Annotated in this window: 14 protein-coding genes and 1 other annotated feature (1 of these 15 cut by a window edge); all 14 genes read right to left on the reverse strand. The window is 37.7% G+C overall.

What is annotated here, in order from left to right; genetic code table 11:
* Window positions 1–17 precede the first annotated feature (17 nt).
* Window positions 18–1,988: an ABC transporter permease gene (locus tag MHH69_RS17865; protein ID WP_341362869.1), complete on the reverse strand. Its 1,971-nt coding sequence runs from the start codon at window positions 1,986–1,988 to the stop codon at window positions 18–20.
* Entirely contained in the window at window positions 1,978–2,739 is a 762-nt protein-coding gene (locus tag MHH69_RS17870; protein ID WP_122971270.1) for an ABC transporter ATP-binding protein, read from the reverse strand. Before MHH69_RS17870 ends, MHH69_RS17865 begins: the two co-directional genes overlap by 11 nt.
* Window positions 2,740–2,842: 103 nt before the next feature.
* A complete protein-coding gene (locus tag MHH69_RS17875; RefSeq protein WP_341362870.1) occupies window positions 2,843–3,643 on the reverse strand; it encodes a sensor histidine kinase in 801 nt (266 codons plus the stop codon).
* Window positions 3,644–3,861: 218 nt separating this feature from the next.
* The gene (locus MHH69_RS17880) at window positions 3,862–4,545 is read right to left on the reverse strand and encodes a response regulator transcription factor (protein ID WP_122971268.1); all 684 of its coding nucleotides are present in this window, start codon (window positions 4,543–4,545) and stop codon (window positions 3,862–3,864) included.
* Window positions 4,546–4,684: 139 nt separating this feature from the next.
* Window positions 4,685–5,872, reverse strand: coding sequence for an elongation factor Tu (tuf, locus tag MHH69_RS17885; protein WP_122971267.1), 1,188 nt, complete (start codon window positions 5,870–5,872; stop codon window positions 4,685–4,687).
* A 129-nt stretch (window positions 5,873–6,001) separates the two neighbouring features.
* Complete coding sequence (gene fusA, locus MHH69_RS17890) at window positions 6,002–8,080, reverse strand: elongation factor G (protein ID WP_341362871.1); 2,079 nt, start codon at window positions 8,078–8,080, stop codon at window positions 6,002–6,004.
* A gap of 91 nt (window positions 8,081–8,171) precedes the next feature.
* The gene (gene rpsG / locus MHH69_RS17895; protein WP_122971265.1) at window positions 8,172–8,642 is read right to left on the reverse strand and encodes a 30S ribosomal protein S7; all 471 of its coding nucleotides are present in this window, start codon (window positions 8,640–8,642) and stop codon (window positions 8,172–8,174) included.
* A gap of 166 nt (window positions 8,643–8,808) precedes the next feature.
* The gene (rpsL, locus tag MHH69_RS17900; protein WP_122971264.1) at window positions 8,809–9,228 is read right to left on the reverse strand and encodes a 30S ribosomal protein S12; all 420 of its coding nucleotides are present in this window, start codon (window positions 9,226–9,228) and stop codon (window positions 8,809–8,811) included.
* Between the two features lie 94 nt (window positions 9,229–9,322).
* Window positions 9,323–9,574 carry a ribosomal L7Ae/L30e/S12e/Gadd45 family protein gene (locus tag MHH69_RS17905; RefSeq protein WP_122971263.1) on the reverse strand — a complete coding sequence of 84 codons (252 nt, stop codon included), beginning with the start codon at window positions 9,572–9,574 and terminating at the stop codon, window positions 9,323–9,325.
* Between the two features lie 155 nt (window positions 9,575–9,729).
* Window positions 9,730–13,413, reverse strand: coding sequence for a DNA-directed RNA polymerase subunit beta' (gene rpoC, locus MHH69_RS17910; RefSeq protein WP_122971262.1), 3,684 nt, complete (start codon window positions 13,411–13,413; stop codon window positions 9,730–9,732).
* Window positions 13,414–13,538: 125 nt separating this feature from the next.
* Complete coding sequence (rpoB, locus tag MHH69_RS17915; protein WP_174232654.1) at window positions 13,539–17,102, reverse strand: DNA-directed RNA polymerase subunit beta; 3,564 nt, start codon at window positions 17,100–17,102, stop codon at window positions 13,539–13,541.
* A gap of 274 nt (window positions 17,103–17,376) precedes the next feature.
* The gene (locus MHH69_RS17920; protein ID WP_122971260.1) at window positions 17,377–17,979 is read right to left on the reverse strand and encodes a class I SAM-dependent methyltransferase; all 603 of its coding nucleotides are present in this window, start codon (window positions 17,977–17,979) and stop codon (window positions 17,377–17,379) included.
* 88 nt (window positions 17,980–18,067) lie between these two features.
* Window positions 18,068–18,430, reverse strand: coding sequence for a 50S ribosomal protein L7/L12 (rplL, locus tag MHH69_RS17925; RefSeq protein WP_122971259.1), 363 nt, complete (start codon window positions 18,428–18,430; stop codon window positions 18,068–18,070).
* An 80-nt stretch (window positions 18,431–18,510) separates the two neighbouring features.
* Window positions 18,511–19,011, reverse strand: a complete 501-nt coding sequence (gene rplJ, locus MHH69_RS17930) for a 50S ribosomal protein L10 (RefSeq protein ID WP_122971258.1) — start codon at window positions 19,009–19,011, stop codon at window positions 18,511–18,513.
* A gap of 33 nt (window positions 19,012–19,044) precedes the next feature.
* Window positions 19,045–19,096, reverse strand: a sequence feature (ribosomal protein L10 leader region); it runs 92 nt beyond the window's last position.

Here is a 19,096-nt window from a genome sequence, read left to right on the forward strand (position 1 = left end):
ATAACGGCTTTCTTCTATTATAATGATGCTTTGATTATTCGTTTATAATACTGTGTTGAAATGACGGCGAAGACCGCATACATGATAACGTATAACACCATCGTCACGACAAGAGGGGTAAACATTTCTGTTCCGAATAAGAACCAACCAGATTTTACCGCAAAATAACTATGCAACAACCCTATTACGAGCGGTACACCAAAGTTAAAAGCTTGTTTTGCATAAATTCCTTTCATTAAGTCAGAAGTTGAAAATCCAATCTTTCTTAATATAGTATAGGATTCTTTCTCCATTTCAGCTTCTGACATTTGTTTAAAGTAAAGAATACTACCTGTTGTTAATAAAAATGCTAGTCCAAGAAATGCAGTAATAAAAATTGTTGTACCATATATTGATAAGTAACTATGATGCTCTTCTTCGTAAGATAGTGGTAAATATTCTTGCCCGTTAACTACTAATTTTCTTTCCTCTTGCAGTTCGTTATAGATCTCTTCCGCTTTTGGACTATCTTCATTATCCACTAAGTTTACACCGACTTGATAATTGAAGAAACTCTCTGGGCTTTGATTTACAGATATATTTTCAAATGTAGTATCTGTAACGACTAGTAATGGACTTGCCATTGTTACTGTACCTGAAAGCATAAATTCTTCTTGTATTTCCTTTATTATAACCTTCTCCTCTTCATTATTAAAACGAACGGAAAGATCTCCCCCTTTTTCAAGAGGCATAATTTCTGAAAACATATTTTGGTAACTCGTAACAATAGCCTCTCCATCATTCAGTTGCGCATCAGGGCTTACTTGTTTAAAGTCGCTTAATGGAACTACATACATAGAGGATTCGCTAGCAAAGGTTAAATTTTGATTAGCGAAATCACCAATTAAATCCTGGAAGTCAAACTTTACTTCCGCTACACGATACGTATCCTTTTCAAATTCAATTCCTTCTTGATGTAACCGATCTAAAAAACTAATTCCTTTATCGTTTAGTAAAATATAATCATATGGTGAATATTGATGAGCTCTTGTTGCAGATGAGAAATAAGAAATATACGATAAACTCATAATCCCAACCGCTAATCCAGTTAACACGGTAATTAACGTTAATGACTTGGCATTTCCTTTCATTCTATGCATAATCGGAGTAACTGCCATAACGTCTCGAATTTTTAAATGTCCCTTTTTACTTGCTCTGAAAATATTCATAATAAATGATACTGAATATCTAAAGAATAAAAATGTTCCAAAAATCGTGGATGCTAGAATAACAATCATGTGTAAAAATAAATCTTTAAAATGACTTTTTTCCATATCAAATAATACGGAAGATTGATAGTAGCCGTAAACGATAAGAAACAAGCCTATTAAACCAAACGCCATTTGGAAAAAATTAAAACGTTTTATACGCTCATCCGCTTTTTTTGATGCATGGAATAAAGATAATAATGTAACACGATACACCATCCATGTCATTTGAAATAAAATAACTAGTAGTAAGATTGAAAATATAATTACTGATTGTATAAACGCTTCAGAAGAAAATACTAAATCAATGACTAAGTCTAGTTTTAACAGCTTAATTAAGATCATGGCAAAGAGCCTTGAACTAAAGAAGCCAATCACCATACCTACGGCTACTGCTAAAATAAATAAAATAATATTTTCAAGGGCAATTAATCTTACAATTAACCCTTTCGTCATCCCTATCAACTGATAAAGGCCCATTTCTTTACTTCGTCGTTTCATAAATAAGTGATTCGCATAGAGAACAAAAAATGTAACGATAAAGTACAACACATAAGTTGCCGACTGGAATCCAGCAGACGCCGTACCGCTTTCTTTTAAAGCTTCTACAACTGTTGGATTATGGTGTAGAGTCGTAAAAGAGAAGCATAAAGTAACACTAAATATTAAGGCAAAGAAATATAAATAATAATGTTTTACGTTTTTCCTCATACTTCGAAATACGAGTCTACTAAGCGTCATATCCATCACCGCCTAGAATGCTTTGCGTATTTAATATTTGTTGGAAAAATTGTTGTCTCGTTTTATCTCCACGATATAACTCCGTATAAATTGAACCATCTTTTAAAAATAACACTCGTGAACAAAAACTTGCTGCTACCGAATCATGGGTCACCATCATGATTGTAACGGATTTTTGCTTATTAATATTTTCTAAGTTCGTAAGTAATGCCGTAGCAGATTTTGAGTCAAGGGCACCTGTAGGTTCATCAGCAAAAACTAATGTTGGCCCTGAAATTAAAGCACGTGCAGCAGAAGTCCGTTGTTTTTGTCCTCCTGAAATTTCATTTGGATACTTATTCAAAATTTCCGATATCCCTAATAATTTAACTAGTTCCTTTAAACGACTTTCCGCCACAGCTCTTGGAAGCTTACTGATTGATAAAGGAAGCAAAATATTTTCCTTTACCGTTAATGTATCAAGCAAATTGTAATCTTGAAATACAAAGCCAAGCTGCTCCCGTCTAAAGTTGGCCAATTGTTTTTCCTTCATATTTCGTAAATTTTTTCCGTTGATTTCTACTACACCTTCAGTCGGATGATCAATGGAACATAACACATTTAGTAATGTTGTTTTTCCCGAACCAGATGGCCCCATGATTCCTACAAATTCACCTTTACTTACTTCTATATCTATTCCTTTTAACACTTCTTGTGCTGTAGATTTTTTCCCATATGTTTTTTTAATTTTTCTACCAACTAAAACTGTCATTTTTTACTCCCCTTTCTTTATCTATTTTCATTTTACTTACATAACCGTTTCTCTGCCTTCGTTCTAGATGACAAAATAAAAGGGTAGGTGACAATTTCGTCATCTACCACGTTTTTTGATACTCATTTTGTTGTGGAAATTGTAATGTAAAGGTTGAACCATTATTTACTTGCGATTTCACAGAAATAAGAATGCCTAATTTCTGTGCTGCATTCTTTGCTAAATAAAGACCCATACCCGTCGATTGAACAGACTCTCTTCCAACCGTACCTGTATAAGATTTTTGAAAAATACGCGGAAGATCTTCCTCGTTGATCCCTATACCAAAGTCTTTAATATGAAGTAATAAATGACCGGTTTCGTTGATTTCGGTATAAATATGGACTTCTTCATTTTCATGGCTATATTTAATGGCATTCGATAAAATTTGGCGAACAATAAAGGCAAGCCATTTCTTATCAGTTGTAATTTCTTGTTCCAATTCTTCAACTTGAAAACCAATTCCCTTTTCTAAACACCATGAACGGAACTCTCGTATTTCTTTATAAACAACATCACGTAGTATTACTTTTTCTAAACGATTATCCTTCTCGATTGTAGCAAGTCTTGTATGATGAAGCTGTTGATCTAATAATAGATGAATCCGTACCCACTCACTTTCAAGTCTCTTACGTAATTTCTCATCATTTGTTTGCTCTATCATCAGTTTCATTGCAGTTAATGGTGTTTTCACTTCATGAACCCATGCTAATAAGTCATCTACATGTTCTTGCAGTTGAATCTTTGACTTGTTTATAAATGAATCCTTTTCTTCATATACTTCTAAAATTTGTTTCATTGAACGTTTTTGAAAAGGAGATAGATGTACATCTTCTAAAGATAACAAGTCCGATGCATTCGACAAATTTCCCAGGAAATTCTTAATCTCCCGAGTTTCTTTTATGTAGCGCCATATTAGAAAAATGGTAATGAAAGAAATGATAACTATATTAAAATAGGTGACGCTAACCCCAGAAAACCCGAAGTCTAAATAGAAGAGGATGTCCATACAAATAATAAGCAGTACTAAGAACATAATCCATGCCATACGTTCCCGTAAAAATAATAAAAACATAAACGACCTCACTTTGTAACGGCCATATAGCCAAGCCCTTTTTTTGTAATAATTACATCTTCTAACCCAATATCTTCAAGTTTCAATCGAAGTCTGTTGACATTTACGGAAAGCGTATTGTCATTTACAAAACGTTCATCATCCCAAAGCATTCGCATTAACTCATCTCTTGAAACGACTTTATCAACATGTTTTAAAAGTCCTCTTAAAATAAACAATTCGTTCTTAGTTAAACTACATTCCTTTTCCTTAAAACGAACTACCCCTTTTGCATAGTCAACTGTTGCCCCATTCCATCGAGTAAGTTCAGATTGTTCCTCTACATAGTCATACGTACGTCGTAATATAGCTTGTACTTTTGCTAATAACACATCCATATTAAATGGTTTTTGTACAAAATCATCTGCGCCCATTTGCATCGCCATGACCATATCCATAGGATGGTCTCGGGAGGATAAAAATACGATGGGAACTTTGGAAACTTCACGAATTTCCCTACACCAGTGAAAACCATCAAAAGCAGGTAATTGAATATCGATAATCACTAAATGTGGTCTCTCTTCGATAAAATAATCCATCACCTTTTGAAAGTCGGAAGGGCCAACAACTTGCATTTGCCACCCTTCAAATCGCTCTTGTATCATTTCAAAAATTGATGGATCATCTTCTATTAATAACACTTTTAATTCCATAATCACCCTCCTTTTCCATCATTGTAGCATTTGTTTTCTTATGTTTGAACCTGCCGCCCCCTTTTCATTTATAAAAGAATAAAAAAACCAATTCGTAGGCGTCCCCACGAATTGGTCAAAGGTTTTAGCTAGGCTAAAATTATTTTTGGATTGAAGCTACTACTCCAGCTCCAACAGTACGTCCACCCTCACGGATAGAGAATTTAGTACCTTCTTCAAGAGCGATTGGAGAGATTAATTCAACGTTCATTTCGATGTTGTCACCAGGCATTACCATTTCAACGCCTTCTGGTAAGTTAATAACACCAGTTACGTCAGTTGTACGGAAGTAGAACTGAGGACGGTAGTTAGAGAAGAATGGAGTGTGACGTCCACCTTCTTCTTTTGATAATACATAAACTTCTGCTTTGAAAGTAGTGTGTGGAGTGATTGAGCCTGGTTTAGCTAATACTTGTCCACGTTGTACTTCTTCACGAGAAACCCCACGAAGTAAAGCACCGATGTTGTCACCAGCTTCAGCATAGTCTAATAATTTACGGAACATTTCAACACCAGTTACAGTAGTTGATTTTGGTTCTTCAACTAAACCGATGATTTCTACAACGTCACCAACTTTAACTTGACCACGTTCAACACGGCCAGTTGCAACTGTACCACGACCAGTGATTGAGAATACGTCCTCAACTGGCATCATGAATGGTTTATCAGTGTCACGTTCTGGAGTTGGGATGTAGCTGTCAACAGCGTCCATTAACTCAACGATTTTTTCTTCCCATTCTGCTTCACCTTCAAGAGCTTTAAGAGCAGAACCTTTAATTACAGGAACATCGTCACCTGGGAAGTCATATTCAGAAAGTAAGTCACGTACTTCCATTTCTACTAATTCTAATAATTCTTCGTCATCAACCATATCACATTTGTTTAAGAATACTACTAAGTAAGGTACACCTACTTGACGTGATAATAAGATGTGCTCACGAGTTTGTGGCATTGGGCCGTCAGCAGCAGATACTACTAAGATACCGCCGTCCATTTGAGCAGCACCAGTGATCATGTTTTTAACATAGTCAGCGTGTCCTGGGCAGTCAACGTGTGCATAGTGACGAGTAGCTGTTTCATATTCAACGTGAGAAGTGTTGATTGTAATTCCACGCTCTTTTTCTTCTGGAGCGTTATCGATTTGGTCGTAAGATTTTGCTTCCCCACCAAGACGTTTTGAAAGAACTGTAGCGATTGCAGCAGTTAATGTAGTTTTACCATGGTCAACGTGTCCGATTGTACCAATGTTAGCATGCGTTTTCGAACGGTCAAATTTTTCTTTAGCCATTAGAGTTAGCCTCCTAATATGTGTTTTTATTATTTTTTTATGTTACAACTGCTGGCTGATAAGGGCCCTTCTCAGCCAGTCAATCATAGCTTACAAATTATTTATACTTGATACAAGATGAAATTTCAATTATTCACCTTTATTTTTTTTGATGATATCTTCAGCAATTGATTTTGGCACTTCTTCATAGTGATCGAATACCATTGAGAATACACCACGACCTTGAGTTGCAGAACGTAATGTAGTCGCATATCCGAACATTTCAGAAAGTGGAACCATTGCACGAACAACTTGAGCGTTACCACGAGCTTCCATACCTTCTACACGTCCACGACGAGAAGTGATGTTACCCATAATATCCCCAAGGTATTCTTCAGGAATTACTACTTCTACTTTCATCACAGGCTCTAAAAGAACTGGGTTACATTTAGAAACTGCGTTTTTAAGTGCCATAGAAGCAGCGATTTTGAATGCCATTTCGTTGGAGTCAACGTCATGGTATGATCCATCGAATAATTTCGCTTTAATATCAATTACTGGGAAACCAGCAAGTACACCATTTTCTAGTGCATCTCTTAAACCAGCTTCAACAGCAGGGATATATTCACGAGGAACAACCCCACCAACGATAGCGTTTTCGAATTCGAAGCCTTTACCTTCTTCGTTTGGAGAGAATTCAATCCAAACGTGACCGAATTGACCACGACCACCAGATTGGCGAACGAATTTACCTTCAACTTGTGCTGAACCACGGAATGTTTCACGGTAAGAAACTTGTGGAGCACCTACGTTAGCTTCAACTTTGAATTCACGTTTCATACGGTCAACAATGATATCAAGGTGAAGTTCACCCATACCAGAAATAATTGTTTGACCAGTTTCTTGGTTTGTATAAGCACGGAATGTTGGATCTTCTTCTTGAAGCTTTTGTAAAGCTTGGCTCATTTTATCTTGGTCTGCTTTTGATTTCGGTTCTAATGATAAATCAATAACTGGTTCTGGGAATTCCATAGACTCTAAGATAACAAGGTTTTTCTCGTCACAAAGAGTGTCACCAGTTGTAGTATCTTTAAGACCTACAGCAGCTGCGATATCCCCTGCGTAAACTTTTGAAATCTCTTCACGAGAGTTCGCGTGCATTTGTAGAATACGACCTACACGTTCACGTTTACCCTTAGTAGAGTTTTGAACGTATGAACCTGATTCTAAAATACCAGAGTAAACACGGAAGAAAGTTAATTTACCAACATAAGGGTCAGTCATAACTTTGAATGCTAGTGCAGAGAATGGCTCTTCATCACTTGAATGACGAACGATTTCTTCACCTGTATCAGGATCTACACCTTTAATAGCTTCAACATCAGTTGGAGCTGGTAAGTAATCAATTACAGCATCAAGCATTAATTGAACACCTTTGTTTTTGAATGCAGTACCACAAAGTACAGGGTAGAACTCTACAGATAAAGTAGCTTTACGGATACCAGCTTTAAGCTCTTCGTTAGTGATTTCTTCACCAGCGAAGTATTTCTCCATAAGTTCTTCATCAAGTTCAGCTACCGCTTCAATAAGTTTTTCACGGTATTCTTCAGCTTGTGCTTTATATTCTTCTGGAATTTCACGTTCCTGGATATCAGTACCTAGGTCGTTTCCGTAGAATGTAGCTTTCATTTCAACTAAATCGATAATTGCTTCGAATTCATCTTCAGCACCGATTGGTAATTGAATTGGGTGAGCGTTTGCTTGTAAACGATCGTGAAGAGTATTCACTGAGTACAAGAAATCCGCACCGATTTTATCCATTTTGTTAACAAATACGATACGTGGAACACCATAAGTTGTAGCTTGACGCCATACAGTTTCAGTTTGTGGCTCAACACCTGATTGAGCATCAAGTACTGTTACTGCACCATCAAGTACACGTAATGAACGTTCAACTTCTACAGTGAAGTCTACGTGTCCTGGTGTGTCGATGATGTTTACACGGTTACCTTTCCATTGAGCTGTTGTCGCAGCAGAAGTGATTGTAATACCACGTTCTTGCTCTTGCTCCATCCAGTCCATTTGAGAAGCACCTTCGTGAGTTTCACCGATTTTGTGAATCTTACCAGTGTAATAAAGGATACGCTCAGTTGTTGTTGTTTTACCAGCATCAATATGAGCCATGATCCCAATATTACGTGTATTCTCTAGTGAGAATTCGCGTTTCATAGGAAATTTTCTCCTTCCATATTGGGTTTCGCTAATTGTTGAATATATATTTAAACCTACGTACTAGCTAACAGCTAGCACGTAGTCTAAATTACCAACGATAGTGTGCGAATGCTTTGTTTGCTTCTGCCATTTTATGCATATCTTCGCGTTTTTTCACTGAAGCACCAGTGTTGTTAGATGCATCTAGAATTTCGTTAGCTAAACGTTCTTCCATAGTTTTTTCACCACGAAGACGAGAATAGTTAACTAAGTAACGAAGACCTAATGTAATACGACGTTCTGGACGAACTTCAACCGGTACTTGGTAGTTAGAACCACCAACACGGCGAGCACGTACTTCAAGAACTGGCATTACGTTATTTAATGCAGCTTCAAATACTTCGATTGGATCTTTACCAGAACGTTCTTTTACTAATTCGAACGCACCGTATAAGATCTTTTGAGAAGTACCTCTTTTACCATCAATCATCATTTTATTGATTAAACGAGTTACTAGTTTTGAATTATAAATTGGATCTGGTAACACGTCACGTTTGGAAACAGGACCTTTACGAGGCATGTGTTTTCCTCCTTTCAACAAATATCTATTTTATAGTATCAAGTCGCCTTTTATGTATTGCGTTAATTAGGCGCAATATAGTCGTTTAGATTTTGAACCGTGCGCACGTTAAATAATTCAAAAACCGTCACGATTAAAAAGGCATACATCATTTCAAATAATTAAATTATTTTTTCTCTTTTGGACGTTTTGTACCATATAGAGAACGAGATTGCATACGGCCGTTTACACCAGCAGTATCAAGAGCACCACGTACGATATGGTAACGTACCCCTGGTAAGTCTTTTACACGTCCACCGCGGATTAATACTACGCTGTGTTCTTGTAAGTTGTGACCTTCACCAGGAATGTAAGCTGTAACTTCGATTTGGTTAGTTAAGCGTACACGAGCATATTTACGTAACGCTGAGTTTGGTTTTTTAGGTGTCATAGTACCAACACGAGTACAAACCCCACGTTTTTGAGGAGAATTAACATCTGTTAAAGATTTTTTAAAGCTGTTATATCCCTTGTTTAACGCTGGTGAATTTGATTTCGTTACTTTGGATTTACGAGGCTTACGTACCAATTGGTTAATTGTAGGCATCGGTTTTTCCTCCCTTCATTTATTCCTTAATACCACACATCCAGGTGGTTCATTTTTAGGGTAAAAACAAAGTCTTTGTGTTTTTACACAAAAACTATCTTGCAGTAATTGCAACAACCGCAGCTCCAACATGAATACCACAAGCTTTGCCAAGTTCTTTTTTAGACTCGACGAGACTCACTGGTACGCCGACTTCTTTTGCAAGAACAATTACTGGATCGGTTACCCAACTGTCTGCATCAAGTGCTACAAAAAGCTCTATAACTTGACCAGCGCGGATTGCTTTCACTGCTTGCTTTGTACCTATGATTGTTTTACTGGCCTGTTCTACTCTTTCATAAGACATTTTCATATCCTCCAAAGTACAGACAGTTAACTATCAACCTTAAGTATATTAACACTATCAATTTAAACTGTCAAATATTTTTATAAAAATCCTTCCGGAAGAATTACCCTTCTCCCGGAAGATTTTTATATGAAATATACATTTGAATTGTATATTTATTCTGCAGATGTCAGTTCTTCAACTGCTTCAGTTTCTTCGATACGAATCTGACGATAACGTTGCATACCAGTACCAGCCGGAACTAGTTTACCGATAATAACATTTTCTTTCAGACCAAGAAGTTCATCACGTTTACCTTTAATAGCAGCATCCGTTAACACACGAGTTGTTTCTTGGAATGATGCAGCAGATAAGAATGATTCTGTTTCAAGAGATGCTTTTGTAATACCTAGGATAACAGGACGACAAGTTGCAGGAACTTTACCGTTAATAATTGCATCTTTATTTGCTTCAGTGAATTGGTGGATATCAAGTAATGAACCTGGTAATAACTCTGTATCACCTGCTTCAATTACACGAACTTTACGAAGCATTTGGCGTACCATTACTTCAATATGTTTATCTCCAATTTCTACCCCTTGCATACGGTATACTTTTTGCACTTCTTTTAATAAATATTCTTGAACAGTTGCTACGTCCTTAACTTTTAATAATTGTTTTGGATCAATAGAACCTTCAGTTAAAACTTGACCAGGTTTAATCACATCACCAAGTTGTACTTTTAAGCGAGCATTGTATGGCGCTTGGTACTTACGTGTTTCGATTTCACCCTGGATTGTAATTTCTTTTAAGCCTTCACGAATTTCTTCGATCTCAGAAACAGTACCTGAGATTTCAGAGATAACCGATTGCCCTTTAGGATTACGAGCTTCGAAAATCTCCTGAATACGTGGAAGACCTTGTGTAATATCGTTACCAGCAACCCCACCAGTATGGAATGTACGCATTGTTAATTGTGTACCTGGTTCACCGATTGATTGAGCAGCGATAATACCTACCGCTTCACCTACTTCAACCTCTTCACCAGTTGCTAAGTTGATACCGTAACATTTTTTACATACACCATGTTTTGTATTACATGTGAATGCAGAACGAATTGTCACTTCTTTAATACCAGCATCTTCGATTTCACGAGCTATATCTTGAGTGATTAATTGATCACGCTCTAAAATAACCGCACCTGTTTCAGGGTGACGAATTGTTTTCTTCGTATGACGACCAATAATACGCTCTTCTAAAGTTTCAATTACTTCAGTGCCTTCCATTAAAGCACCGATTGTTAAGCCGCGGTCAGTACCACAATCGTCTTCACGTACGATGACATCTTGGGCAACGTCTACTAATCGACGAGTTAAGTAACCTGAGTCCGCAGTTTTTAATGCTGTATCGGCTAGACCTTTACGAGCACCGTGAGTAGAGATGAAGTATTCCAATACTGTTAAACCTTCACGGAATGAAGATTTGATTGGAAGTTCGATAATACGTCCAGCTGGGTTGGCCATTAATCCACGCATACCAGCAAGTTGTGTAAAGTTAGATGCGTTACCACGGGCACCAGAGTCACTCATCATGAAGATTGGGTTCGTATCTGGTAAAGAGTCCATCAGTTTAGACTGAATTTCATCTTTCGCCGCAGACCAGCTTGAGATGACACGATCATAACGTTCTTCTTCCGTAATTAAACCACGACGGAATTGAACCATTACTTTATCTACTTTTTTCTGTGCTTCTTCTAAAATTTCAACTTTTTCAGGTAATACAACGATATCTGAAATAGCAACTGTAATACCAGCTTTAGTTGAATATTTAAATCCTAGGTCTTTCATACGGTCAAGCATTTTAGACGTTTCTGTAATATGGAATCGTTTAAATACTTCCGCAATGATATTTCCTAAGAATTTTTTACGGAATGGGCTAATTGTTTTAACTGAAGCAAAGTGTTTTTGTAACACAGCTTGGCGTTGTGCTTCTACTTTTTCATTTTCTGAAAGTTCATTGTAACCTTCAGTAGCTTCTAGCTCTTTTAACGTTTCTTCATCAATTGTTAACGTTGTGAAGTATTTCTCAGGTGTTTTTTGTTCTAAATTCACAGCTGTTGGTTCATTAATATAAGGGAATGATTCAGGAAGAATTTCGTTGAAAATCACCTTACCTACTGTTGTTAATAAGAACTGTTTATTTTGTTCTTCTGTAAACGTAGGGTTATTTAATGAACTTGCTTTTACAGCAATGCGAGTGTGTAAATGTACATTACCAGTTTGGTAAGCAATTAATACTTCGTCAGTACCGTAGAATACAGAACCTTCACCACGAGCTCCTGCACGCTCAAGCGTTAAGTAATAGTTACCTAATACCATATCTTGAGATGGAGTTACAACTGGTTTACCATCTTTTGGATTTAAGATGTTTTGAGCAGCTAACATAAGTAAGCGAGCTTCCGCTTGTGCTTCTGCTGATAATGGAACGTGAACCGCCATTTGGTCACCATCGAAGTCAGCGTTGTAAGCTGTACATACTAATGGGTGTAGACGAATCGCACGGCCTTCTACTAATGTTGGCTCGAATGCTTGAATACCAAGTCTGTGAAGAGTCGGTGCACGGTTAAGTAACACTGGATGTTCACGGATTACATCTTCTAAAACGTCCCATACTTCGTTGTGCATACGCTCAATTTTACGTTTTGCACTTTTAATGTTATGAGCTAGGCCTCGTTCAACAAGTTCTTTCATAACGAAAGGCTTGAATAACTCGATTGCCATTTCTTTTGGAAGACCACATTGGTACATTTTTAAGTTTGGACCTACTACGATAACGGAACGACCAGAATAGTCTACACGTTTACCAAGTAAGTTTTGACGGAAACGACCTTGTTTCCCTTTTAACATATGTGATAGGGATTTTAAAGGACGGTTACCAGGTCCTGTAACAGGACGACCACGACGACCATTATCAATTAATGCGTCAACCGCTTCTTGTAACATACGTTTTTCGTTTTGAACAATGATGCTTGGTGCACCAAGGTCAAGTAGACGTTTTAAACGGTTGTTACGGTTAATTACTCGACGATATAGATCGTTCAAGTCAGAAGTAGCAAAACGACCACCGTCTAATTGCACCATTGGACGAAGCTCAGGTGGAATGACAGGTAGTACATCTAAGATCATCCATTCTGGTTTATTACCAGAGTTTCGGAATGATTCGATTACTTCAAGACGTTTAATTGCACGTGTGCGACGTTGGCCTTGAGCAGTTTTCAACTCTTCTTTTAATGAAATTGTTTCTTCTTCTAGATCAATTTGTTCTAGAAGTTTTTTAATTGCTTCTGCACCCATTGCCGCTTCGAAGCTGTTACCGAATTTTTCACGGTATGCACGGTATTCTTTTTCAGATAAAAGTTGTTTTTTATCTAAGCTAGAATCACCTGGTTCGATTACAACGTATGATGCAAAATAAATAACTTCTTCCAATGCACGTGGTGACATATCAAGAATAAGTCCCATACGGCTTGGAATACCTTTGAAATACCAAATATGAGATACAGGTGCTGCTAGTTCAATATGACCCATACGTTCGCGGCGAACTTTTGCACGAGTAACTTCTACACCACAACGGTCACAAACTACGCCTTTATAGCGCACACGTTTGTATTTACCACAGTGACATTCCCAGTCTTTTGTAGGTCCGAAAATACGTTCACAGAACAGACCGTCTTTTTCTGGTTTTAAAGTACGATAGTTAATAGTTTCAGGTTTTTTTACTTCTCCATATGACCATGAACGAATCTTATCCGGTGAAGCTAAACCGATTTTCATATATTCAAATTCATTAACATCTATCAAGGAGCCTACCTCCCTTTAGTATAAGTCCTCTGAGACTTTCCGAAGCTCAACATTAATTTTAAAAATTAATAATGTATTTTAATAATGGGCAGGCAGAAAATCTTTCTCCTGCCCAATTATTATAATTATTCCATTGATTCTACAGCATCTTCTTTTTCACTAGCTGGTAAGATGTTTAATGCATCTGTTGGTTGAAGTTCATCTTCATCGTCTAAATCGCGAAGTTCAACTTCTTCATCATTAACTGTTAACATTTTCACATCTAAACCTAATGATTGAAGCTCTTTAATTAATACTTTGAAAGACTCTGGAACACCTGGTTCTGGAACACTTTCACCTTTAACAATTGCTTCATAAGTTTTCACACGACCAACAACGTCATCGGATTTAATCGTTAAGATCTCTTGAAGAGTGTATGCAGCACCGTAAGCTTCAAGTGCCCAAACCTCCATCTCACCGAAACGTTGACCACCAAATTGCGCTTTACCACCAAGTGGTTGTTGCGTAACTAGTGAATAAGGTCCAGTTGAACGAGCGTGAAGTTTATCGTCAACCATGTGAGCTAATTTGATCATGTACATGATACCAACTGAAACTCGGTTGTCGAATGGTTCACCCGAACGACCATCATAAAGAATTGTTTTACCGTCGCGGTTCATACCTGCTTCTTCCATTGTTTCCCAAACATCTTCTTCGTTGGCTCCATCAAATACTGGCGTTGCCATATGAAGACCTAAGTAACGAGCAGCCATACCTAAATGAAGCTCTAAAACTTGTCCGATGTTCATACGAGATGGTACACCAAGTGGGTTTAACATGATGTCAACAGGAGTTCCGTCTGGCATAAACGGCATATCTTCTTCAGGTAAAATACGTGAAATTACCCCTTTGTTACCGTGACGTCCGGCCATTTTATCCCCAACGCGGATTTTACGTTTTTGAACAATATAAACACGAACTAATTGGTTAACGCCTGGTGGTAACTCATCGCCATCTTCACGGTTGAAGACTTTAACATCTAGAACGATACCGCCAGCACCATGAGGTACACGTAATGAAGTATCACGTACTTCACGAGCTTTCTCACCGAAGATAGCATGTAATAAACGCTCTTCAGCAGTTAACTCCGTTACCCCTTTAGGTGTAACTTTACCTACTAGAATATCGCCATCACGAACCTCAGCACCAATACGGATAATTCCACGGTCGTCTAAGTTGCGAAGTGCATCTTCCCCGACATTTGGAATATCACGAGTGATTTCTTCAGGTCCTAATTTTGTATCACGAGATTCTGATTCATATTCTTCAATATGAACAGAAGTGTAAACATCGTCTTTTACTAGACGTTCGTTCATAATAACGGCATCTTCATAGTTGAACCCTTCCCATGTCATGAAGGCAACTAAAACGTTACGTCCAAGGGCAAGTTCACCTTTTTCCATTGATGGACCATCGGCTAAAATGTCCTTCGGTTTAACACGATCGCCAACTTTTACGATTGGGCGTTGGTTAATTGAAGTACCATGGTTCGAACGAGTGAATTTTTGAAGTTTGTATTTCGTTAATTCACCTTTTACTTCTTTCCCATCAATTTCTTCAATACGACGTACATGAATAGAACGTGCTTCAACGTGTTCTACAATACCGTGGTATTTGTTTACTACAGCAGCCCCTGAGTCACGAGCGTTAACGTGTTCCATACCAGTACCAACAAATGGTGCCTCTGGGTTTAACAAAGGAACAGCTTGACGTTGCATGTTCGCACCCATAAGCGCACGGTTAGAGTCATCGTTTTCTAAGAATGGAATACACGCTGTGGCAGCAGATACTACTTGTTTAGGCGAAACGTCCATATAGTCAACACGGTCTTTTTTGAATACTGTGTTATCCCCACGGAAACGACCTAAAACTTCATCATTTGCGAAAGTTCCATCCGGATTTAACTTGGAGTTCGCTTGCGCAACAATATAATTATCTTCTTCGTCAGCAGTTAAGTAATCAATTTGATCTGTCACTTGACCTGTTTCAGGATCAACACGACGATATGGTGTTTCAATGAAACCAAATTTATTTACTTTTGCATAAGAAGAAAGTGAGTTGATTAACCCGATGTTTGGACCCTCTGGAGTCTCAATCGGACACATACGACCGTAGTGAGAGTAGTGAACGTCACGTACTTCCATACCTGCACGCTCACGAGTTAAACCACCAGGTCCTAAAGCAGAAAGACGACGTTTGTGAGTTAACTCAGCTAACGGGTTTGTTTGGTCCATGAATTGCGATAATTGAGAGCTACCAAAGAACTCTTTTATCGATGCAATAACTGGACGAATATTAATTAATTGTTGAGGTACGATAGACGCAGTGTCATTAATAGACATACGTTCACGTACAACACGTTCCATACGGGATAAACCGATACGGAATTGGTTTTGTAACAATTCACCTACTGAACGTAAGCGACGGTTACCTAAGTGGTCGATATCATCTGTATTTCCTACACCATGTAATAAGTTAAAGAAGTAAGACATCGATGCAATCACATCAGCTGGTGTGATATTTTTCACTTCTTCATCTACATAAGCGTTTGAAATAACATTGATTTCTTTTTGCGCTTCATCATTTGGTGCAAAGATTTTAATTGATTGAATCGTTACGTCTTCTTCTAATACCCCACCAACTTGGGATAATGTACGGAAGCCGATTCCATTTTCTAAATAAGGAATAATACGGTCTAAAGTACGACGATCAAGTGTAGTACCTTTTTCAACTAAAATTTCTCCTGTTTCTGGATCGACAAGAGTTTCTGCAACCGTTTGATTGAATAAACGATTTTTAATGTGAAGCTTTTTGTTCATTTTATAACGTCCAACGTTTGCTAAATCATAACGTTTAGCATCGAAGAAACGAGAATATAATAAGCTTTTTGCACTTTCAACTGTAGGTGGTTCACCTGGACGAAGACGCTCATAGATTTCTAATAACGCTTTTTCAGTGCTATCAGTGTTATCTTTTTCAAGCGTGTTTCGTAAATACTCGTTATCACCAAGAATATCAATGATTTCTTGATCTGAACCGAACCCTAAAGCACGTAATAATACTGTTACTGGAAGTTTACGTGTACGGTCAATACGTACATACACTACGTCCTTTGCATCAGTTTCGTACTCTAACCAAGCACCGCGGTTTGGAATTACAGTTGCACCAAAGCCTTTTTTACCGTTTTTATCAGTTTTATCGTGGAAGTAAACGCTTGGAGAACGAACTAATTGTGAAACAATAACACGTTCGGCACCATTGATTACAAATGTGCCTGTTTCTGTCATCAATGGGAAGTCACCCATGAAGACATCTTGCTCTTTTACTTCGTCTGTTTCTTTGTTGTGGAGACGTACTTTTACGCGCAATGGTGCAGCATAAGTTACGTCGCGTTCTTTACATTCATCAACATCATATTTAGGCTCACCTAAACTATAATCGATGAATTCAAGTGAAAGATTGCCTGTAAAATCTTCGATTGGAGAAATGTCGCGGAACATCTCACGCAACCCTTCTTCAAGGAACCACTCGTAAGATGCTGTTTGAATCTCAATTAAATTCGGAAGCTCCAGCACCTCTTTAATACGCGCAAAGCTTCTACGCTGGCGGTGTTGTCCGTACTGAACTAGTTGACCTGTCAACTCATTCACCCCTCATTAAAGCGATAATAGGTCTTTGCAAAATCAACTAAATAGTGTATGATTTCGAAAGACAAAAAGAAAACGAGTCTTTTCTTAGATCTCATTTTCGGTTAAACTAAACTTATTCATGGTAAGTATACCCACATAAAATATATTGCATACAAAAGGGCAAACTCCCACAAAATAATAATTTTGCATTTTATTATGTTATCATAGCCATTTTGTCAAGTCAATATTTTATATCTTATACTCATTTATTTCCATTCTTACAATGAATGGTTAATTATTTTTTTGCTCGTATAATCCAATAGCCTTTTTTCTTCTCGACTATTTCTACTTCTGCAAACTTTTCTTCTAAATGATTTACTGTAGATGGAGCACCTTGTTTCTTTTGAATGACGACCCACAGCTCTCCCCCAACCGTTAATTTCTCGAAAGCACCGTCATAAAATTTAAAGACCGTATCTTTCCCAGCTCGAATCGGTGGGTTAGTTAAAATTGCGGCAATCGGCAATTCTTCTCCAACAGCAGCAAGACCATCACTTTCAAAAATACGTACATTTTGAACTCCGTTTATTTGCGCATTTTTATTCGCTAGCGCAACTGCCCTTTCATTAATATCCATCATATAAATTGTACGATCTGGATTTTGTTTAGCAATCGATAACCCAATTGGGCCATATCCACAGCCTACATCCAAAATAGCACCTTCTATTTCAGGAAGTTGAAAAGTTTCAATTAAAACACGGGATCCAAAATCTACTTCGCTTTTACTAAAAACACCCGAATCTGTTTCAAATAAGAAAGTATGTCCGAGTAATGTAAATTTCCATTGGCGTGGTTTACTTTCAGTTTGAGGCTTTTTTGAATAATAATGTTCAGACATCGAACCGTGCCCTCCTCAAAGAAAATGAAGAAAGCCCGTCAAAATAGACGAGCTTTCTTTATTTATTGAAAATAGGTAAATGGAGAAATTATTTAACTTCGATTGAAGCGCCAACTTCTTCAAGTTTAGCTTTAATTTCTTCAGCTTCTTCTTTAGATACGCCTTCTTTTAATGGTTTTGGAGCGTTATCTACAACTTCTTTAGCTTCTTTTAAGCCAAGACCAGTGATTTCACGAACCACTTTGATAACTTTGATTTTTTGGTCACCAGCGTTAGCTAGTACTACATCAAATTCAGTTTTTTCTTCAGCAGCAGCTGCACCAGCGCCACCTACTACTGCTACAGGAGCAGCAGCTGTTACACCGAATTCTTCTTCGATTGCTTTTACTAAATCGTTTAACTCAAGAACTGTCATAGCTTTGATAGCTTCTAAGATTTGATCTTTGTTCATTTTATTTTCCTCCTATATGGATATGGTTATTTTATTAGGCTACTTGCCCGAAATTAATTTGTTTGAAGTTTAGGCTGCGATTAAGCGCCTTGCTCTTCTTTTTGTTCTGCAACAGCTTTTGTTGCAAGTGCGAAGTTGCGCACTGGAGCTTGAAGAACTGATAAAAGCATTGAAAGTAAACCTTCGCGTGATGGAAGTTCTGCAAGTGCTTTAACGTCATCAGCAGAAGAAACGTTACCTTCGATAATACCAGCTTTGATTTCAAGCGCTTCGTTCTTTTTAGCGAATTCATTAATGATTTTCGCTGGAGCTACTACGTCTTCGTTAGAGAACGCAACAGCGTTTGGACCAGTTAAGAATTCGTTAATTCCAGCAACACCAGCGATTTCAGCTGCACGACGAGTTAAAGTGTTTTTGTAAACTTTGAACTCAACACCTGATTCGCGAAGTTGTTTACGAAGTTCTGTAACTTGAGCAACAGTTAAACCACGGTAATCCACTACTACTACAGAAGAAGCAGCTTGGAATTTTTCAGCGATTTCTTGTACTTGAACTTTTTTTGTTTCAATTGCATTGCCCATGATTGACACCTCCTATTAGAATGGGTCATTTATACCGACAAAAGAAAAGCCTCTAGTCAATAGAGTAGACTAGAGGCGGAAAATT

This window comes from Ureibacillus sp. FSL E2-3493 (assembly GCF_038077515.1).
Taxonomy (GTDB): domain Bacteria; phylum Bacillota; class Bacilli; order Bacillales_A; family Planococcaceae; genus Ureibacillus; species Ureibacillus halotolerans.